General features: G+C 40.0%; 16 protein-coding genes. 1 reads left to right on the top strand and 15 read right to left on the bottom strand.

Annotated elements, in window-relative coordinates; genetic code table 11:
• Positions 1–44: 44 nt before the first annotated feature.
• Positions 45–893, bottom strand: coding sequence for a KPN_02809 family neutral zinc metallopeptidase (ypfJ, locus tag AC25Y5_RS10145; RefSeq protein ID WP_488140167.1), 849 nt, complete (start codon positions 891–893; stop codon positions 45–47).
• A 160-nt stretch (positions 894–1,053) separates the two neighbouring features.
• Positions 1,054–2,541, bottom strand: a complete 1,488-nt coding sequence (dacB, locus tag AC25Y5_RS10140) for a D-alanyl-D-alanine carboxypeptidase/D-alanyl-D-alanine endopeptidase (RefSeq protein ID WP_488140166.1) — start codon at positions 2,539–2,541, stop codon at positions 1,054–1,056.
• A 334-nt stretch (positions 2,542–2,875) separates the two neighbouring features.
• Between dacB and AC25Y5_RS10135 the strand changes: the two genes are divergently transcribed.
• A complete protein-coding gene (locus AC25Y5_RS10135; RefSeq protein WP_488140165.1) occupies positions 2,876–3,898 on the top strand; it encodes a hypothetical protein in 1,023 nt (340 codons plus the stop codon).
• A gap of 63 nt (positions 3,899–3,961) precedes the next feature.
• On the opposite strand, the gene cyoE is transcribed toward AC25Y5_RS10135, so the two are convergent.
• The 13 genes from cyoE to AC25Y5_RS10070 form a co-directional block, all read right to left on the bottom strand.
• Positions 3,962–4,891 (bottom strand): heme o synthase, encoded by a 930-nt coding sequence (gene cyoE / locus AC25Y5_RS10130; protein WP_488140216.1) that lies wholly within the window; start codon positions 4,889–4,891, stop codon positions 3,962–3,964.
• 235 nt (positions 4,892–5,126) lie between these two features.
• Positions 5,127–6,131: an aliphatic sulfonate ABC transporter substrate-binding protein gene (locus tag AC25Y5_RS10125; RefSeq protein WP_488140164.1), complete on the bottom strand. Its 1,005-nt coding sequence runs from the start codon at positions 6,129–6,131 to the stop codon at positions 5,127–5,129.
• Between the two features lie 36 nt (positions 6,132–6,167).
• Entirely contained in the window at positions 6,168–6,920 is a 753-nt protein-coding gene (locus AC25Y5_RS10120) for an ABC transporter permease (RefSeq protein WP_488140163.1), read from the bottom strand.
• A complete protein-coding gene (locus AC25Y5_RS10115; protein WP_488140162.1) occupies positions 6,853–7,695 on the bottom strand; it encodes an ABC transporter ATP-binding protein in 843 nt (280 codons plus the stop codon). Before AC25Y5_RS10115 ends, AC25Y5_RS10120 begins: the two co-directional genes overlap by 68 nt.
• Before the next feature lie 64 nt (positions 7,696–7,759).
• Positions 7,760–8,692 carry a cysteine synthase A gene (gene cysK / locus AC25Y5_RS10110; RefSeq protein WP_488140161.1) on the bottom strand — a complete coding sequence of 311 codons (933 nt, stop codon included), beginning with the start codon at positions 8,690–8,692 and terminating at the stop codon, positions 7,760–7,762.
• 22 nt (positions 8,693–8,714) lie between these two features.
• On the bottom strand, positions 8,715–9,338 hold the full coding sequence (locus AC25Y5_RS10105; RefSeq protein WP_488140160.1) for a precorrin-2 dehydrogenase/sirohydrochlorin ferrochelatase family protein: 624 nt from the start codon (positions 9,336–9,338) through the stop codon (positions 8,715–8,717).
• Positions 9,339–9,593: 255 nt separating this feature from the next.
• Positions 9,594–11,318 carry an assimilatory sulfite reductase (NADPH) hemoprotein subunit gene (gene cysI / locus AC25Y5_RS10100; protein WP_488140159.1) on the bottom strand — a complete coding sequence of 575 codons (1,725 nt, stop codon included), beginning with the start codon at positions 11,316–11,318 and terminating at the stop codon, positions 9,594–9,596.
• A gap of 25 nt (positions 11,319–11,343) precedes the next feature.
• The gene (locus tag AC25Y5_RS10095) at positions 11,344–13,170 is read right to left on the bottom strand and encodes an assimilatory sulfite reductase (NADPH) flavoprotein subunit (protein WP_488140158.1); all 1,827 of its coding nucleotides are present in this window, start codon (positions 13,168–13,170) and stop codon (positions 11,344–11,346) included.
• A gap of 54 nt (positions 13,171–13,224) precedes the next feature.
• Entirely contained in the window at positions 13,225–13,371 is a 147-nt protein-coding gene (locus tag AC25Y5_RS10090) for a YezD family protein (protein ID WP_482100661.1), read from the bottom strand.
• A gap of 35 nt (positions 13,372–13,406) precedes the next feature.
• Complete coding sequence (locus tag AC25Y5_RS10085; protein ID WP_488140157.1) at positions 13,407–14,162, bottom strand: sirohydrochlorin chelatase; 756 nt, start codon at positions 14,160–14,162, stop codon at positions 13,407–13,409.
• 153 nt (positions 14,163–14,315) lie between these two features.
• A complete protein-coding gene (cobA, locus tag AC25Y5_RS10080) occupies positions 14,316–15,098 on the bottom strand; it encodes a uroporphyrinogen-III C-methyltransferase (protein WP_482100663.1) in 783 nt (260 codons plus the stop codon).
• Positions 15,099–15,142: 44 nt separating this feature from the next.
• Positions 15,143–16,291 (bottom strand): sulfate adenylyltransferase, encoded by a 1,149-nt coding sequence (gene sat, locus AC25Y5_RS10075; protein ID WP_482105183.1) that lies wholly within the window; start codon positions 16,289–16,291, stop codon positions 15,143–15,145.
• Position 16,292: 1 nt separating this feature from the next.
• Entirely contained in the window at positions 16,293–17,024 is a 732-nt protein-coding gene (locus AC25Y5_RS10070) for a phosphoadenylyl-sulfate reductase (protein WP_488140156.1), read from the bottom strand.
• Between the last annotated feature and the right edge of the window lie 195 nt (positions 17,025–17,219).

Raw genomic sequence — 17,219 nt, 5'->3', positions numbered from 1 at the left:
AAATGACTGTAAGCAAGATTTTTTTCTTCACGATATTTTTTTAATTAAAACCCACTTGCTTCAAATGTATTCCCACCTTCAATGGTTCCATTTTCAAAACCTTTTGTAAACCAGTTCATCCTTTGCTCAGAGGTTCCATGTGTAAAACTATCAGGAACAACATAACCTTGTGTTTTTTTCTGGATACGATCATCCCCTACAGCACTTGCTGCGTTGATTGCTTCTTCAATATCTCCTGCTTCAAGAAAATTATTTTCATTCTGATGCTTAGCCCATACACCAGCGTAATAATCGGCTTGTAGCTCCATATTCACTGAGTATTTATTGAATTCTTCCTTGCTAAGTTTCGAACGAAGTGCATTTACTTGCTCAGTGATACCTAATAGAGTTTGCACATGGTGCCCAACTTCATGGGCGATTACATAGGCCATCGCAAAATCACCTGGTGCTTGGAATTCGTCTTTAAGTTCCTGATAGAAGCTCAAATCGATGTAGAGTTTATGGTCACCAGGACAATAAAACGGACCCACAGAAGAGCCTGCAACACCACAAGCTGATTGGACTTGGTCTGTGTATAAAACGAGCACCGGTTCTTCATACACTTGGCCTTGCTCTCGGAAAAATTCGGTCCAAACTACTTCTGTATCAGCTAAAACAACAGATACAAATTCAGCAAGTTCTTTTTCTTCAGCAGTTTCCTCGTAAGGGACCGAACTCCCTGAATCGGAATTCTGTGTACCATTTAAGATATCGCTTGGATTACCTCCAAGAAAAGTAATAATTAGTATAATTATTAAACCACCAATTCCCCCTCCCGCTAATGCTATACCACCTTTACCCTTGCCTCTGCGATCTTCTACGTTTGAGCTTCTTTTTCTTCCTTTATACTCCATACCATTTCCTCCTGTTGTTAAATTTGACTAGTTGATTGAACTAAATATTTTTACTTATCTCTTGCTATACCCCAAAGCACATATCCTAATTCTTTTAAAGTTCAAATAATCCATATCATAAAAAAAAGCAGCAAATGATTCTGCTACTTTTTTCACATATTTATTTAGTTGATGAATTTGAAATGGTTGTAGCAATCCGGTCAAGTACAGGAACAGTACTTGATTTATGATTCTGCGTCAAGACACTAAATATTAATGTTTCACCGTCTCTAGTTTTTGCATAACCTGCAAGCGCGCTAACGTTAGTCAAACTTCCGGTTTTGGCAACTACATTGCCTTTAGCAGATCCAGTTTTCATACGATTTCTCAGAGTACCACCCATAAACCTTTCTTGGGCCCCCGCAACCGGAAGTCCTTGAGCAAAAGTTGAATACCATGGCGCTGTTCGTACCTTGTATAATAACTCAGTTAACTGGATTGATGTCACTTTATTCGCGTGGGACATGCCTGAAGCATCTTCAAATAACCACTTGTTGCCATCTAACCCAACAGACTCGGCATAATTCCGCATGACTTGGAGGCCAGCCTTCCAACTACCTTGTCCGTATTTTTCTTTCCCCATTGCCTTCGCTAATACTTCTGCATGTGAGTTATTGCTTAACTTTAAAAACGGCTTCATCAAACTCTTCAAGGGCATGGAACTCTTGGACACGAGAACCTTTGATCCCGCAGCAGTTTTACCACGTACGACTTTAGATGATGGCGCAAACTTTATTCCTTTTGATGTTAATGATTTTTTAAAGATATCAAGTGCATAGGCAGTCGGGTTGGAAACAGTTATCCATTCCTTTTTACCTGTCGATCCAAGGGGCGCATTCCCTGTAATGACTATGTTATTTGTTCCATATTGGCGTACAATACGCAACGTGTTTTTATTCCCTTTTGGCACTGTTTTAGATTTATTGACCACTTTGACTACATTCGTTTCAGGTGTTAGAGTCACTTTTGCTACTTTTCCTCGAGCACTTGGCCTTGCATCGACTATAACTGTTCCGGCGTCATAATCGGTGTTTGGAGCGACTGTTAATGCTGAAACCTGAGCTGCATAATAATAGGATTCATCATTTTTATGTATACCTGGTGATAGACGAATTGCATCAAACCATGTGTCATCTCCTACCAAGTTTCCGGAAACTCTTTTTACTCCACTGCTAGCCAATTTCATAGCGAAATTGTCAAAATCCTTCTTTAACAACGTAGGATCGCCTGTCCCACGCAAATATAGATTTCCGTTCAATGTTCCATTTTCCACTTTCCCATTCGTTATTACATCTGTCGAAAAACGAAAATTTTCACCCAGTGTCTCAAGAGCCGAGGCTGCAGTTAGTATTTTCAAAGTGGATGCAGGAGTAATTCCTTTGTCTCCATGACTTTGATAGATAATTTCTCCATCAGAGGCTTTACGTACCGTTACACTGCTGACCGCCTTTTGCATTCTGCTGTCTGACATAATTGTATTAATTGCATTTTCCAAATCATTATATGGCGATTTCGCATAGGTATTACCTTGCCCCAGAGCAGGAGTAAAAAGCGTTCCAATCAACAACAACACCGACATTACGATTAGTGATAACCTTTTCTTAAACAAATCTTAACCTCCCTAAAGTTTACTCAACTATGACTATTCTATCACAATAATAGACTACAAGAATCAGCATAATTAGAAAGCATTTGTCCCTCGGTAATAGTATCGTATATATTTCGCCGAAAGCAAGCCGAAGCTAATCCAGTAAAAATGACGGATTTCAAGCCTTGCAAGCTAGCATTTTTTTCACGTGAATTTTTAATCAACAGACGTGTTTTCTTTAAAACTCACCTAGTCTTATTCAAACGTATAAAATTCAAACTCGATTATACTGACTTATTCAACAATTGAAGTTAGAATAGAGAGAGCTATCAACACTATTAAAGGGGGAAACTATATGTCTATTACTTTCACCGTAAAACAAGAACTGTTTTCGTTACATGATCCAATGCAAGATGGTAAACTCGTTGACCGAAAAACTGAAATCCGGCTTGATCCGTTGACAGGAGAAACTTCCAGAATCATTTTTGATCCAGGAGCTCCTTTCATTCCAAACAATTATTCAGAACACGCGATAGCAACTTCTGGTAGTAAATGTCCATTCTGTTCCGAAAATGTCCAAACCTTGACTCCAAAATTTCCAACTGACTTAATAGATGGTGGGCGACTTATACAAGGTGAAGCTGTCGTTTTTCCAAACCTTTTTCCTTACAGTAAGCATAATGCTGTTGTACGAATGTGTGATCAGCATTACGTCAAACTTGATGAATTTACAGCGCCTTTGATTGCTAATTCATTCTCTGCAGCACATAATTATTTAAAAAAAGTTATAGTGCATGATCCAAAAACCGCATATGCATCTATCAACTGGAACTACTTACCTCCATCTGGAGGAAGTATTTTACATCCACATATTCATGTATTGGCTTCTGAACTTCCTACAAATTATCAATTAACAGCATCGGCAAGCAGTGAACATTTTTACCAAGAGACACAAAGTAGCTTTTACGATGCGTTAATTGAACGTGAACGGGAGATTGATGAGCGTTTTATAGGGACGATAGGATCCATTAATTGGGTCCATGCATTTGCACCAAAAAGCCATGCTGATTTTATAGGTATTATCGATGCCGCCTCACTCAATGAATTGAACAAAAGTAATTGGAATGACCTCGCTGAAAGTATGACTAATCTGTTCCCTTACTTTGAAGAAATAGGTATTTCTAGCTTTAACTTGGCCCTATTTATACCTGTAACAAAGAATCCATTTGATCGTGTTCATGTTAGAGTTGTTCCTCGTCTGACTATCGGTGCACTTCAAACGAGTGACATGAATGTTTTCAACTTTTTACACGGCGAACCGCTTTGTATGAAAGTTCCCGAAGAAACGACAAAAAAGGTTTCTCCCTATTTTAAATAATAAAAAATGCCAGCATACGAAACGATGTAAAGTCGTTTCATATGCTGGCATTTCACTTTTGTGTCAATTGAAAATGGGTAATGTAACTAGAATCATTAAAGTAAATAAGATAGCGATATAATTCACAGAACACATAAACATGAGATGTGCCCATTTCATATCATCTTTAGTGAAAAATCCGCTAATACTCGCGAATAGCCAACCAATGTTCAATAGTGAAGCGATTACTATGAAAACAATTCCAAGTGATCCCAAAAAGAACGGTAAAGGTAATAAACAGGCAACATAGATAACCATTTGACGTTTAGTAAAATCAAATCCATGAATGACTGGAAGCATAGCGACTTTAGCTAGACTATATTCTTCGACCTTTTTAATGGCAATTGCAAATGTATGCGGCATTTGCCATATGAATAGGATGAGCGCTAGTACAATCGGCACGATGTGATAACCGGGTGCGATTGCCGTCCAACCGATTAGTGGCGTCACTGCGCCCGAGACACTTCCAATAATTGTGTTTAATGTATATCTACGTTTTGACCACATAGTATACAAGATAACATATGTAAACCAACCAATGAATGCGTAAATAGCTGCTTCGATTGTAGTTAAGGCTAAAAGTACTAAACCGACTATTGATAATGCAATTCCCAGAGTTAAGACAAACTTTAGGGAGAAATGCCCTGTAACCGTAGGTCGATTCTTAGTCCTTTCCATTAATGTATCAATGTCAACATCATACCAATTATTTAGGATTAGTGCTCCAGCCATTACCAGTGTACTTCCTGAAATCGTCAATAAAAAGACGCCCAAGTTACCTAATAAAGTTGAATTCGTAAAATAGAGTGCTAACCAGAATCCAGTAAGCACAGGAAGTACGTTAGAAATAAGAACAATAGCTTTAAAAAGGGATTTTAAATCAGCAAAAAGGATTGCCATATTCTGTTTAGTTGATAATGTTGGTTCCTCAACCTTCTGCCATGAAGGATTCATAACTTTTGACATTTAGTCTTCTCTCCTCAAAAAAGCCAGGTACTTTCCCGATTTGATGGATTACAAAAATTCATTCGGTGACTGGCATACTTAACTCCATTTTACTCTTAGTCTCCAACTAAAACAAAGGAAAGCTTTGTGACATTTTTATAAAAGTAATAAAAAGGGATTTAAAACATCCTTTTGATGTTTTAAATCCCAATAGTTCTTAATGCTTTTTTAAAAAATTATACTATTATTTGATTTCTTTTAATGAATTCAATTGGTCCAACTGAATTAATCCTTCAATGTTATTATTAGGTACATATCCAGCCTCTTTGCTAATGTCAGCCATCTCTTGAAGAACGTTTTCATTTACTGCAGTTGTTACTTTCATGTGTTTGAATGCAACTTCTAGTTCAGCTTTATCAATTTCTTTCCCTGTTATATCTTTCAGATGCTTGATTACAAGCGCTTGGCTCTCTTCTGGATTTTGTTCAATAAACTCAACCGCTTTTACATGAGCTGTTAAATAGGATTTCATAAGTTCTTCGTTTTCCGTAAACTTTTTGCTAGCTGCAACAACCGTATTAGTTGATTCTTTTCCCCATGCGAATGATTCCCAGTCCAATAACAACTTCCCGTTAGCCTGTGTTTCCAAAATATAGCCCCAAGGTTCTTGCGTTGCTGCGGCATCTATTGACTTTTGGATAAACAACGTCGGTGTATCAGCTGGTGCTGCTGCAAACATTTCTACTGTTCCACCATTCGCCTTCGGTGTTAGACCGACATCTTTTAACGCTTTACGCAGCATGACATCTTGCGTACTGCCAATTACGGGTATAGCTACTTTTTTCCCATCCAAATCAGCAAGTTCTTTTATATCACTATGTTCACTAGCGACAAGGACTGCCCCACCGTTTACTGCGCCTGAAATTATATGATAATTAGGATCTTTCACGTAAAAATTTAGTACTGGACCAGGTCCAACTGTCCCAACATCAATTGACTTAGTTGCCATTGCTTCCATGAACAAACCGCCATTACTGACGATTTTTGTGTTAATTTTTGTATCTTCTCCAAAGGCTTCTTTAAAGTATCCTTTTTCCATCGCGACAATTGTGGACATATGCGTTAAATTTGGAAAATATCCGATATTCACTTCTTTACTGTCTTGTGCATTGCCTTCTGTCTTTCCACAAGCAGATCCGAAAACCAATACAACTAAAGAAATAAGCCCTAATAATATAGTACGTTTCATTCTATTCGCTCCTTATCTTCCATTAGTTGTTATTACTTAACTGATGCCCCATTTTTTTTGAACACTTCGTTCCAATCGTAAAAAGACCAGATTATCCATGATTGTACCGATTACTCCAATGATTATCATTACTGATATGACTAAATCCATTTGTCCAAGTGACCTTCCCATTTCAAGGAGATGCCCAAGCCCTCCCCCTCCACCGAGAAGTTCACCAGCCATTAGTGCACGCCACGAGAATGCCCAGGCAAGTCGTAAACCTGTAATCAGTTGAGGTACTGATGCCGGCATAATAACTGTTCGTAAAAAGTGAAAACCGCCAGACCCCAATGTTTTAGCTACTTGCTGATAGAGCTTAGGGACATTTTTAAATCCACTCGCAGAATTAATTGTCATTGTCCAAGTTGCTCCAATTGCAACTATAAAAAGAATGGAAAAATCGTTCAAACCAAACCAGATAATTGCAAGTGGAAACCATACAATACTTGGAATTGATTGTAAAGCTGTGATTAGAAATCCAAGTGTATCTTCAACTAACTTTGAACGCCATATGAGATATCCTAAAAATAGACCGAGAACTGTAGCAAATGAAAAACCGACTAGCAGCCGAATCAAGCTTGTAAAAACTGCATTCGTGATCTGTCCATTTACAATACCCGTATAAAGTGTTTGAAGTACTTGGCTTAGACTAGGAAACATAAAGTCGGGTAGACTCGATAATCTAGATGTGACTTCCCATATCGCCGCTAGAATCCCTATGAAGAGGATTCGTCTTAAAAATGTAGTCATCCCCCATTTCCTCCTTTAACACTTTCTCAATTTCACCTTGCAGTGATGCTAGTATCTGTTTTTCCAGTTGATGTGTGAAGTCATTGGGCATAATGCCATCCTTCATGGTTTTCGAATTAAAGATGGCTTTAATTTTACCCGGACGTGTTTCAAAAACTACTATTTTTTCGGATAAAAGTACGGCTTCACGAATATTGTGAGTCACGAAGAATATCGTCACTTTTGTTTTTTCCCATATTTCCAGCAGTTCATTGTGCAATACCATTCTCGTTTGCTCATCCAGTGCAGCAAATGGTTCATCCATTAGTAATATGGTTGGTTCCATTACAAGAGCACGAGCAATTGCAACCCGTTGCTTCATTCCCCCGGACAACTGATGTGGATAAGCATCAATAAAGTTCGTCAAATGTACCATTTTCAACATTTCTTTTGCTTTATCCTCTGCCTTTTTCTTCGAAAAACCTTTCAAAAGTAAACCGTATGTAACATTATCAAGGACTGAAAGCCATGGAAATAATCCATCTTCTTGGAAGACGACGACACGATCGGGACCTGGATTGGTCACTACTTTTCCAGCTATGCGGATTTCACCCTTGTCAGCCTTATCAAGACCTGCTATAAGATAGAGCAATGTGGATTTACCGCAACCTGATGGGCCCACAATGGAAACGAATTGTCCTTTTTCCACGTCTAACGAAATATTGTCTAACACTTTCACATGACCTTTTTCTTTATTGGGAAAACTTTTTTCGATCCCATCTATCGTTAAATACATATAAATACCCCTTTCAGGAAACTTCCATCAGACCTGTTTATAAAATAGTTCTACATCTCGCTGTTTAATTAAACTCGAACAAGTCACCTGATAGATAGCGTTCACCCGAATCTGGGGCAATACAGACCACGGTATCTGCTGGAGTCAAGCGTCTCGCCACGGCTAACGCCGCATATATGGACGCACCTCCTGATGGGCCCAGAAGGATTCCTTCATTCGCTGCCGCAATATGTACAGTGTCGTATGCTTCCTCATCTTTTATCTGAAAGATTTCATCATACACACTGGTATTCAATACCGAAGGAATAAAACCTGGGCTAGTGCCGACTAGTTTATGCTTTCCGGGGTCTCCTCCAGATAAAACAGGTGATCCAGCGGGTTCCACAACGTGAACCGTTATCTTATTATCATGTTCTTTTAGGGCTTCTCCAGTTCCAGTTACAGTTCCACCAGTTCCAGAAGTACAAACAAAAGCACTAAGCGTTCTTCCAATTGACTTCAGCGCATCAATAATTTCAACGGCAGTAGTTGTTCTGTGAATATCCGGATTTGCTGCATTTTCAAACTGCATTGGAATAAAACTGTCTTTGATGTTTTTTGCTAGTTCATTTGCCTTGGCAATTGCACCAGGCATTCTTTCTTCACTAGGTGTAAGAACGACCTCTGCACCGTAAGCTTTCATTAAGTTAATGCGTTCAGTTGTTGCATTATCTGGCATGACGAATATTGCCCGATATCCTCTTGCGGCAGCATTCATAGCCAAACCAATACCTGTATTTCCCGAAGTTGGTTCAATAATTGTTGCTCCCGCTACCAATTCCCCACTTTTTTCCGCTTCAACTATCATATTGTAAGCGGCCCGGTCTTTTACACTACCGCTTGGATTAAATGATTCAAGTTTCACATATACAGCAGCACCTTGTGAATCTGGAAGCCTATTTAGTCTTACAAGTGGAGTGTTCCCAATCAATTCAGCTATATTATTTACGGCTCGCATGTTTGTCATCCTCCAACTACGTTTAAGATTTCTCTTGGTATCCATCTATTATTTCTAGAAAAGCTTTTCGCATTTTGTTAGATTTCCTGTACGTTTCATCTGTGATCGCTTTAAGTAATTTGGTTTTTATTTTTTGATCTAACATAGATTGTTTCACTTTTTCCCTTGACTGCGTTAGAAATTCAAGATAATCCCCAAAGGATTCGTCGTAAATTACGGCAATTTCGTCACGAATGCTTTTGGAAAGTGTCGGACTAGCTCCTCCCGTTGCAACACTTATCGTTAAGTCCCCCCTTGTAAGTTTTGCAGGGACATGAAAGGTGCTTAACTCCGGATTATCAACGATATTGACAAGTTTAAACTTGCCAGCAGAAGATGCAACGTACTTATTCACCGTTTCACTGTTTGTTGCTGCGATAACTATCAACACAGAATCGAGATCGTCCGGTTCGAACAATTTATTCTTCCAAGCAACTCGATTCTGAGCATAGAGTTTTTCTATTTCCGAATGAATCATCGGGCTAATCACAGTTACACAAGCACCCGCTTGCAGCAACCCAACCATTTTACGAAAAGCAATCAGACCTCCACCAACTACTACAACAGCTTTATCTTTGATGTTCAGCATAATTGGGTAAGACCCCATCTTTTCAACCACCTGCCGCTGTTAGTAATTCTGGAAAGAACCGCAAAATTAGCGGTCCTTCTTAGTTTTTCACAATAATAAAACATATATTTTCCACTTCGAGCAGTGTCTAGACTACAGCGCCTAGCCCCTCGAGTCACTTCAGCCCTTAAGTTAAAGGCAAAAATCGCCTTTATCTTAAGGTCATACAGCGCTTTTCGGGTCTACCAAGGCGCTTGCGCTTTTCTTAGCGTCGAAACTCCAGCGAATTTCTAATTAATCGTGAAAGTCCAATCCAGATTGAACAGCTTTCACATGCCCTGCACGGATGACAAAATCTCCAAAATGCTCGCCTTCATGTCTTTCCTTTGCATATTGGAAAAATAATGGTCTAAGCAGTTCTAGAATTTCTTCTTCACCGATATTTTCCCGGTATAATTTATTCAGCCGATCTCCAACGAAGCCAGCCCCTAGATACATATTGTATTTTCCAGGAGATTTACCGATAAAGGCTATTTCCCCCAAAGATGGACGAGAACAACCATTCGGACAGCCCGAAATACGAATAATAATCTCTTTTTCACGCAATCCTGCTTCATCCAGGATCAGTTCCATCTTATCTAGTAGTGAAGGCAGATAACGTTCGGCTTCAGCCATCGCTAACCCACAAGTTGGTAAAGCAACACAAGCCATTGAACTCCGTCGCAATGCGGAATGTTGCTGCCCATCCGTCAATCCGTATTGCTCAATCAGTTCGACAATTTTTTTCTTATTTTGACTCGAAACATTACTGATAATCAGGTTTTGATTTGGGCTAAGTCGGAAATCCCCTGTGTGAATCTTGGCAATTTCTCGCAACCCTGTCATCAGTGGATAATCATCCAAGTCCTGGACGCGTCCGTTTTGGATAAAGAGCGTGAAATGCCAATTCCCATCGCTTCCTTCCACCCAGCCATAACGATCACCATTATGTTCAAAATGATAATCACGTGCAGTTTCAAGCTCCCAACCTAATCGTTCATTGAGTTCTTTTGCGATCCAATCAAGTCCAAGAGCATCAATGGTGTATTTAAAACGTGCATACTTTCGCACAGAACGATTTCCGTAATCACGTTGAATCGTAATGATTTTTTCGGCTACTTCGATAATCTGATCCGGTGTACAGAATCCAATCACCCGAGCTAACTGAGGATAAGTTTTCGTATCACCATGCGTCATCCCCATGCCGCCTCCGACAGCGATATTGAATCCGACTAATTTATCTTCTTCTAAAACGGCAATTAGACCAAGATCCTGTGAAAAGACATCAACATCATTATTAGGAGGAACTGCTACACCAATTTTAAATTTCCTTGGTAAATAAAGTGCACCATACATTGGTTCAATTTCTACCTCTGTTTCTTGACTGTCGACTACTTTTTCACCATCAAGCCAGATTTCATGGTAAGCATTGGTCCGTGGCGATAGGTAATCACTAAGTTTCTGAGCCCAGCCATAAACCTCGGCATGTATATCTGATTGATAAGGGTTTGGATTACACATCACATTACGGTTCACATCTCCGCAAGCCGCTAGCGTATCCATCAATGCCGCATTAATTTCCTGAATATTTTCCTTCATATTCCACTTTAAAATCCCATGCATTTGGAATGCCTGGCGGGTAGTCAATTTCAATGTTCCATTGCCAAATTTATTGGCAACTCCGTCCATTATTAACCATTGCGCCGAGGTTGCAACGCCGCCCGCAGCACGAACTCGGACCATGAACTGGTATGCCGGCTCTAATTTTTGACGTTGTCGCTCATTGCGTAAATCCCGATCATCTTGCAGATAACTCCCATGGTGTTTCATCAATCGATTATCATCATCAGGTATCCCCGAACTGATTGGATATTCAAGCGTCTCCACAAGCGTTCCTCGTAAATAGTTACTCTCACTCTTAATCCGCTCAACATCACTAGGTGGACCGGGTTGTGGCGGTAGAATTATTTTTTTAGTCATGTAACTAGCTCCTCTCTCACTTGTTTCAATAGACATCTCGTTGATATCGTTTTTGTTGTTGCATATCAGCCAAATAGTCAGATGCTTCCTTAGAAGTCATGGACCCTTCTTCTTCAAGGATTCTTTCCAAAGTAGCATGGACATCCGCTGCCATATTCTTTTCATCACCACAAACGTAGAGTACAGCGCCCTCTTCCAACCACTTAAAAATAGCCTGGCTATTCTCTATCATTCGGTGTTGGACATAGACTTTGTCTTTCGTATCGCGGGAAAATGCAACATCCATTCGTGTCAATACGCCTTCTTTGAGCCATTGTTGCCATTCAACCTGATACAGGAAGTCTGTAACGAAGTGTTGTTCACCAAAGAACAACCATGTTTTCCCTTCAGCGCCAATCTCCTCGCGTTCTTCCATGAACGATCTAAAAGGAGCAATACCAGTACCAGGTCCAATCATTATCAATGGCGTGTTAGGATCTGCTGGCAATTTAAAGTTCGAGTTACGCTGAACATAAACAGGTAAATGATCTCCTGGTTGTGCACGTACAGCACATTCATTAGAACAGACCCCTACTCGGTCTCGACCGTGTGCCTCGTAGCGCACAGTTCCAATCGTGAGGTGTACTTCATCTGGATTTGCTTTTGAACTGCTGGCAATTGAATAGAGACGCGCCGGTATTTTACGTAATATTGCGACAAACTCACTTACAGAGATATCCCAAGGGGCAAAATCCCGTACAAAATCCAATAAATCACGACCATAGATATATTCCCTGCATTCTTGCTCTCTTTCAGGTTCCAAGAGCTCCTTCAATTCATTATTACCGGTTAATAGTTGCGCTTTTTGTAGCAATGGTTTGGTCAACACAGTGATTTCGAAGTTAGAAATCAGTGCATCGCGCAACGGCCTTTGCTCACCCTGTTTATTGACCTTAACTGTTTCGCTAGCATTCCAGCCCATCTCCGCGATCAAGGCATCTACTAATTCAGTATCATTTTCTGGGTAAACGCCCAAGCTGTCTCCCGGTTCAAACTCAAGGTTCGACCCTTCAAGTGATAACTCAAGGTGACGCGTTTCCTTGTTAGACCCACGACCGTTTAAATTCAAATTCTCTAGAATTTCAGCTTTAAACGGATTCGTTCGAGAGTACTCTTGCTGTTCTGCAACTCCCTGTTCGACAGGTTGTTGTGCAGTAATAGCGCTGCTTCCTTGTTGCTCATTTAACGTAGCTAAAACACTCGAAAACCATTCCTCAGCAGGCTCATCATAATCTAAATCACAATCGACACGCGGACTAAGCTGTTTTGCGCCTAACTCTAGTAATCGTTTTTCAAACTGTTTACCTGTCTCGCAGAAAAACTCATAAGAACTGTCTCCCAAAGACAGAACCGAAAATTGTAGATTATCCAATTTCGGAGCTCTTTTACTATGAAGAAATTCATGGAACGGCAATGCATTATCTGGTGGATCACCTTCACCATGTGTACTCACAATTAGTAGTAAATTCCCGATCTTCTTGAGCGCATTTGGCTTAAATTCGTTCATAGCCGAAAGCGTTATTTGGTACTCTTGTGCTTTCAAATTCTTCGACAGTTTTTCAGCCAAAGCTTGCCCGTTGCCAGTCTGAGATCCATAAAGAATTGTCACTTCTTTTGAAACAACATCTATTTGCGTTACAGGAGCTTCCAGAACTGCGACGCTGCCTGAAGCGGTTGATTGTGCAGTTAACTGATTTGCACTCAGATATCCACCCAACCAGATTTGTTGTGTATCCGTCAGTATTGGCAAAAGTTGATTAAGGAGTTCTACCTGCTCCTGATTGAAAGGACTATTTATCACTTGAAGCGCCAAAATTTTCCACCCCACAAAAATTGTATTTTATATAGTTAACAGAAGAACTGGCGATTATTTCAATCTAATCTTCTCGTTTCTCTCTATTTGAACTACAACATTGTCTTGAATAACCAATGTGATAGAGCCATAATTCATCGTGCTCAGCATCTGTTTTACGTTTTCAATGGTTAGCTCAAGGTTTTTATCCCGTTTCTCCATAGTCCCTATTCTTCCTTTCAGACAAAGATTCTTTATTAAATAGGCTGACTGATTTGTTCTTTTTGAAGTAACTCATACACCCGTTCTACAAGTACATCCTGGACATATTTGTGATAACCTAGATTTTCACATAGAATAAGCTGCTGACCAGCAGTAGCCTGTTCCGAAATCTTTTTTTCAATGCCATTCATTAAAATACCTGTAAATAATAAGTAAGGAATAATGAAAACTTGCTTTTGCGCTGCTTCCTGTATCTGCAGTAATGCTTCATCGAAATGAGGTTCCGCCCCGTAAAGAAAACAGACATTTACTTTGTTAAACGAATACTTGTCGGCAAGAAGCTGTGCAATTTCATTTAAATCATGCTTAACTGCCGGATCACTGCTTCCTCTGCCTACGAGCAGCACCTGTGCATCTTCTGTAATCGCTACATTTTGTTCTTTAACTCGATCAAATAAGCTGTCAATAATTTTCGGATGAATGCCCAATGCTTTTCCGTATGTAAATTCGATATCGGGATACATGATTTTCCCCACTTCAATTTCAAAGGGAATATCTTCATTTGCATGCGCTGCGGTTAATAAAAGTATAGGAATAACAGCGATTCTAGTGGCTCCGCGTTCCACGCAATTCGTAATACCTTCATCCACACTTGGTACCGCAAGCTCTAAAAAACAAATTTCCTGAATCGGAACATCAATCATTGCTTGACTGCTCTGTATAAACTGAATGGCTTCTTCGACACCTGCTTTAATCCGACTACCGTGGGCAACATATAAGACTGCCTGCATGCTAATCCCCCCTTATCAAATACGCCTCAATGTATTTGCCTCCAAATTCCGACTTTAGATTGCTCAATTATTTACCATCAAAATTTGTAACATCGCCACAGGCTTAACTTCATTTGGTAAGGGTTTCCCCACCTGCTGAATGAAGTTAAATTGTTAGTATGCAGAAACTTCTTTAATCATTTTTTGGTTCAATCCGGTTTGTTCAAACCACTGAATCTTCTCACGCAGCTTCACTACTTCGCCGACAATAATCATGCTTGGATTTTCAATTTCGGACTGCCTAGCAATCTCGACGATAGTAGAGAGTGTGCCCGTAATCGTATATTGCGCTTCCGTTGTTCCCCAATGAACAAGAGCTACTGGCGTACTTTCAGGTCGACCATACTTTGTCAGTTGCTCACAAATATAAGGCAAGTTTCCGACACCCATATAAATCGCAAGGGTATCAATTCCGACCGCAAGACTTTCCCAGTGAATCGAGTCGCTCTTTCCAGCACGCATATGACCTGTTACAATTGCAAAACTCGAACTTAACTCGCGATGTGTCACTGGGATACCCGCATAAGCAGGTGCTGCAATCCCAGCAGTAATTCCTGGAACCACCTCAAATGGGATTCCATTGTCCGCAAGAACTTCTGCTTCTTCAGCACCTCTTCCGAACACGAATGGATCTCCACCCTTTAATCGTGTGACGATTTTTCCTTGCTTCGCATATTTCACTAAAAAGTGATTAATCGTTTCCTGGATCATTGCATGGTAGTTTGGTAATTTCCCGCAATATATCAAGTCCGCTCCCGGTTTTGCATAAGTAAGAAGCTCTTTATTTATTAAGCGATCATACAAGATAACATCAGCTTGTTGAATACATTTCAGCCCTTTAACGGTGATTAAATCAACATCTCCAGGTCCAGCTCCTACTATAAATACTTTTCCCATTCTTATCTCTCCTCTCACCGCTTAGTTCTAAAATAAAATTGACGTTATGAATGAATCTTTTCTTTTTGCATTCCTGCAATTAATACATCGATTACTTCGGGTCTACTAAATGTCGTTGGCAGCTTCTCTCCATTTCGGAGCATTTCTCTCACTTTCGTACCAGACAAGATTACATGGTGACTGGCATCATGCGGACATGTTTTAGGTGTTGCCATACTGTCGCATTTACTGCAATAAAAGCTATGTTCAAAAAATAATAACGTAATTCCGAGCTCCCCTAGCGTAAAATTACTAAAGATTTTCTGAGCGTCATACGTACCGTAATAATTACCAACCCCCGCATGATCACGACCGACTATGAAGTGTGTACAACCGAAATTCTTGCGTACCATCGCATGGAAAACGGCTTCCCTTGGTCCGGCATAACGCATTGCCGCTGTAAATACACCTAAAAACACATGCTCTTTCGCATAATAGTTTTCTAGTAAAACTTCATAGCTTTCCAAGCGCACATCTGCAGGAATATCATCGGATTTCGTTTCACCAACAAGCGGGTTTAAAAATAAACCATCTACAATCTCCAAAGCTGTCTTTTGAATATATTCATGTGCTCTGTGAACCGGATTTCTTGTTTGGAAACCAACTACTGTTTTCCAGCCAAGATCTTGGAACTTTTGTCTTGTTTCAATCGGGTCAAACAGATATTCCGAAAACTCATTCAATGGTCTCCGTTGAATCAGCGTTATCGTTCCACCAAGATAGACATTCGGACGTTCAAACAATTTCTTCACACCTGGATGCTCACGGTCCGTCGTTTGATAGACCAATTCAGCCTCTACTTCCTTATCGGGCGTGAAAATATCAGTTACTTCGAGTACACCGTAAACGATTTCGTCTCTCACTAATTTCACAAAGTTGCCAATCGTAATTTTTTCCGCATTCTTTTCTGTCGTAGGCAATGTAATTGGAATGGTCCAAGGCTCACCCGTTGTTAACCTCATCGTATGGACGACAGAATTGTAGTCTGCTTCTGTTAGGAATCCACTTATAGGGCTATACGCCCCAGTACCAATCAAGTCTAGATCACTGCTAGCAATCTCATCTAATTCAACTGTTTCAGTTAACCCTTCCAATTGAAAATCTGGATTCCAACGATTAATTAATGTACCACCGTGCGGTTGACTCAAGCTCATATTAATTTCCTCCATTTAAGTTGATTTTTTGGTGTAATCCACACTCAGTTTTCATTTGATTTGCCCACCGGCCAGACCTTGAGCCTGACGTTGTATCACTTGGAGACGTACAGGGTACGCAACCGATACTAGGAAATCCTTGGTCATGAAGGGGATTATAGGGCAATTTATATTTATCAACATAATCCCAAATATCGGTCCACGTCCAATGAATCAATGGGCAAACTTTAACTGATTGGAACGTTTCATCTTTATTCACAAATTCGGTTAGACTTCTAGACGGTGATTGTTCTCGTCGAAGCCCAGATAACCAAGCAGTCGCATTGCTTAGTGCCTCTCGAAGTGGAACAACTTTCCTCATATGGCAACAACGATCTGGTTGTCTTTCCCATAGTTTTTCTCCATGCGCATCGGCCTGTTCTTCAACCGTTAAAGCTGGCTTTTTCATTTCTATATCGAGCTGTGGATAACGGGTTTTGATGTCATCGATGAGAGTATACGTTTCTTGAAAATGAAGCCCTGTATCCAAAAACACCACTTTTGCAGTTGGTTTTGTTTTCGAAATCAAATCAAGCATCACAATTCCTTCTACACCAAAGCTACATGCATAGACAAGATCAGCATCATATTCGTCATAAGCCCATCTCAAAACATTTAAAGCACCCTTTGACTCGTCGTCAATGTTAAACGTTTCAGTAGGTTTAAACCATGTGTCATACGTCAGTTTCACCATAGAAACTTCTCCCCTCATAAAATTAATGATGTAACTTCTCTTTTTAAGACGAAGTTAACCATTCAATGGTTAAAGCCATCTATTGTTCATATGTTCGGAATTTTACGTTCAATTAGAATTCCCGTTCTACTTATGATTGAAATTAACAATATCTTTATTATTCCTATGTGTCAAGTCGGTTTAAAGGTATTCTAT

The organism is Sporosarcina sp. Y1011, from assembly GCF_057669885.1.
The sequence above is the reverse complement of the archived record's forward strand: the minus strand, read 5'-3'. Positions and strand labels throughout refer to the sequence as shown.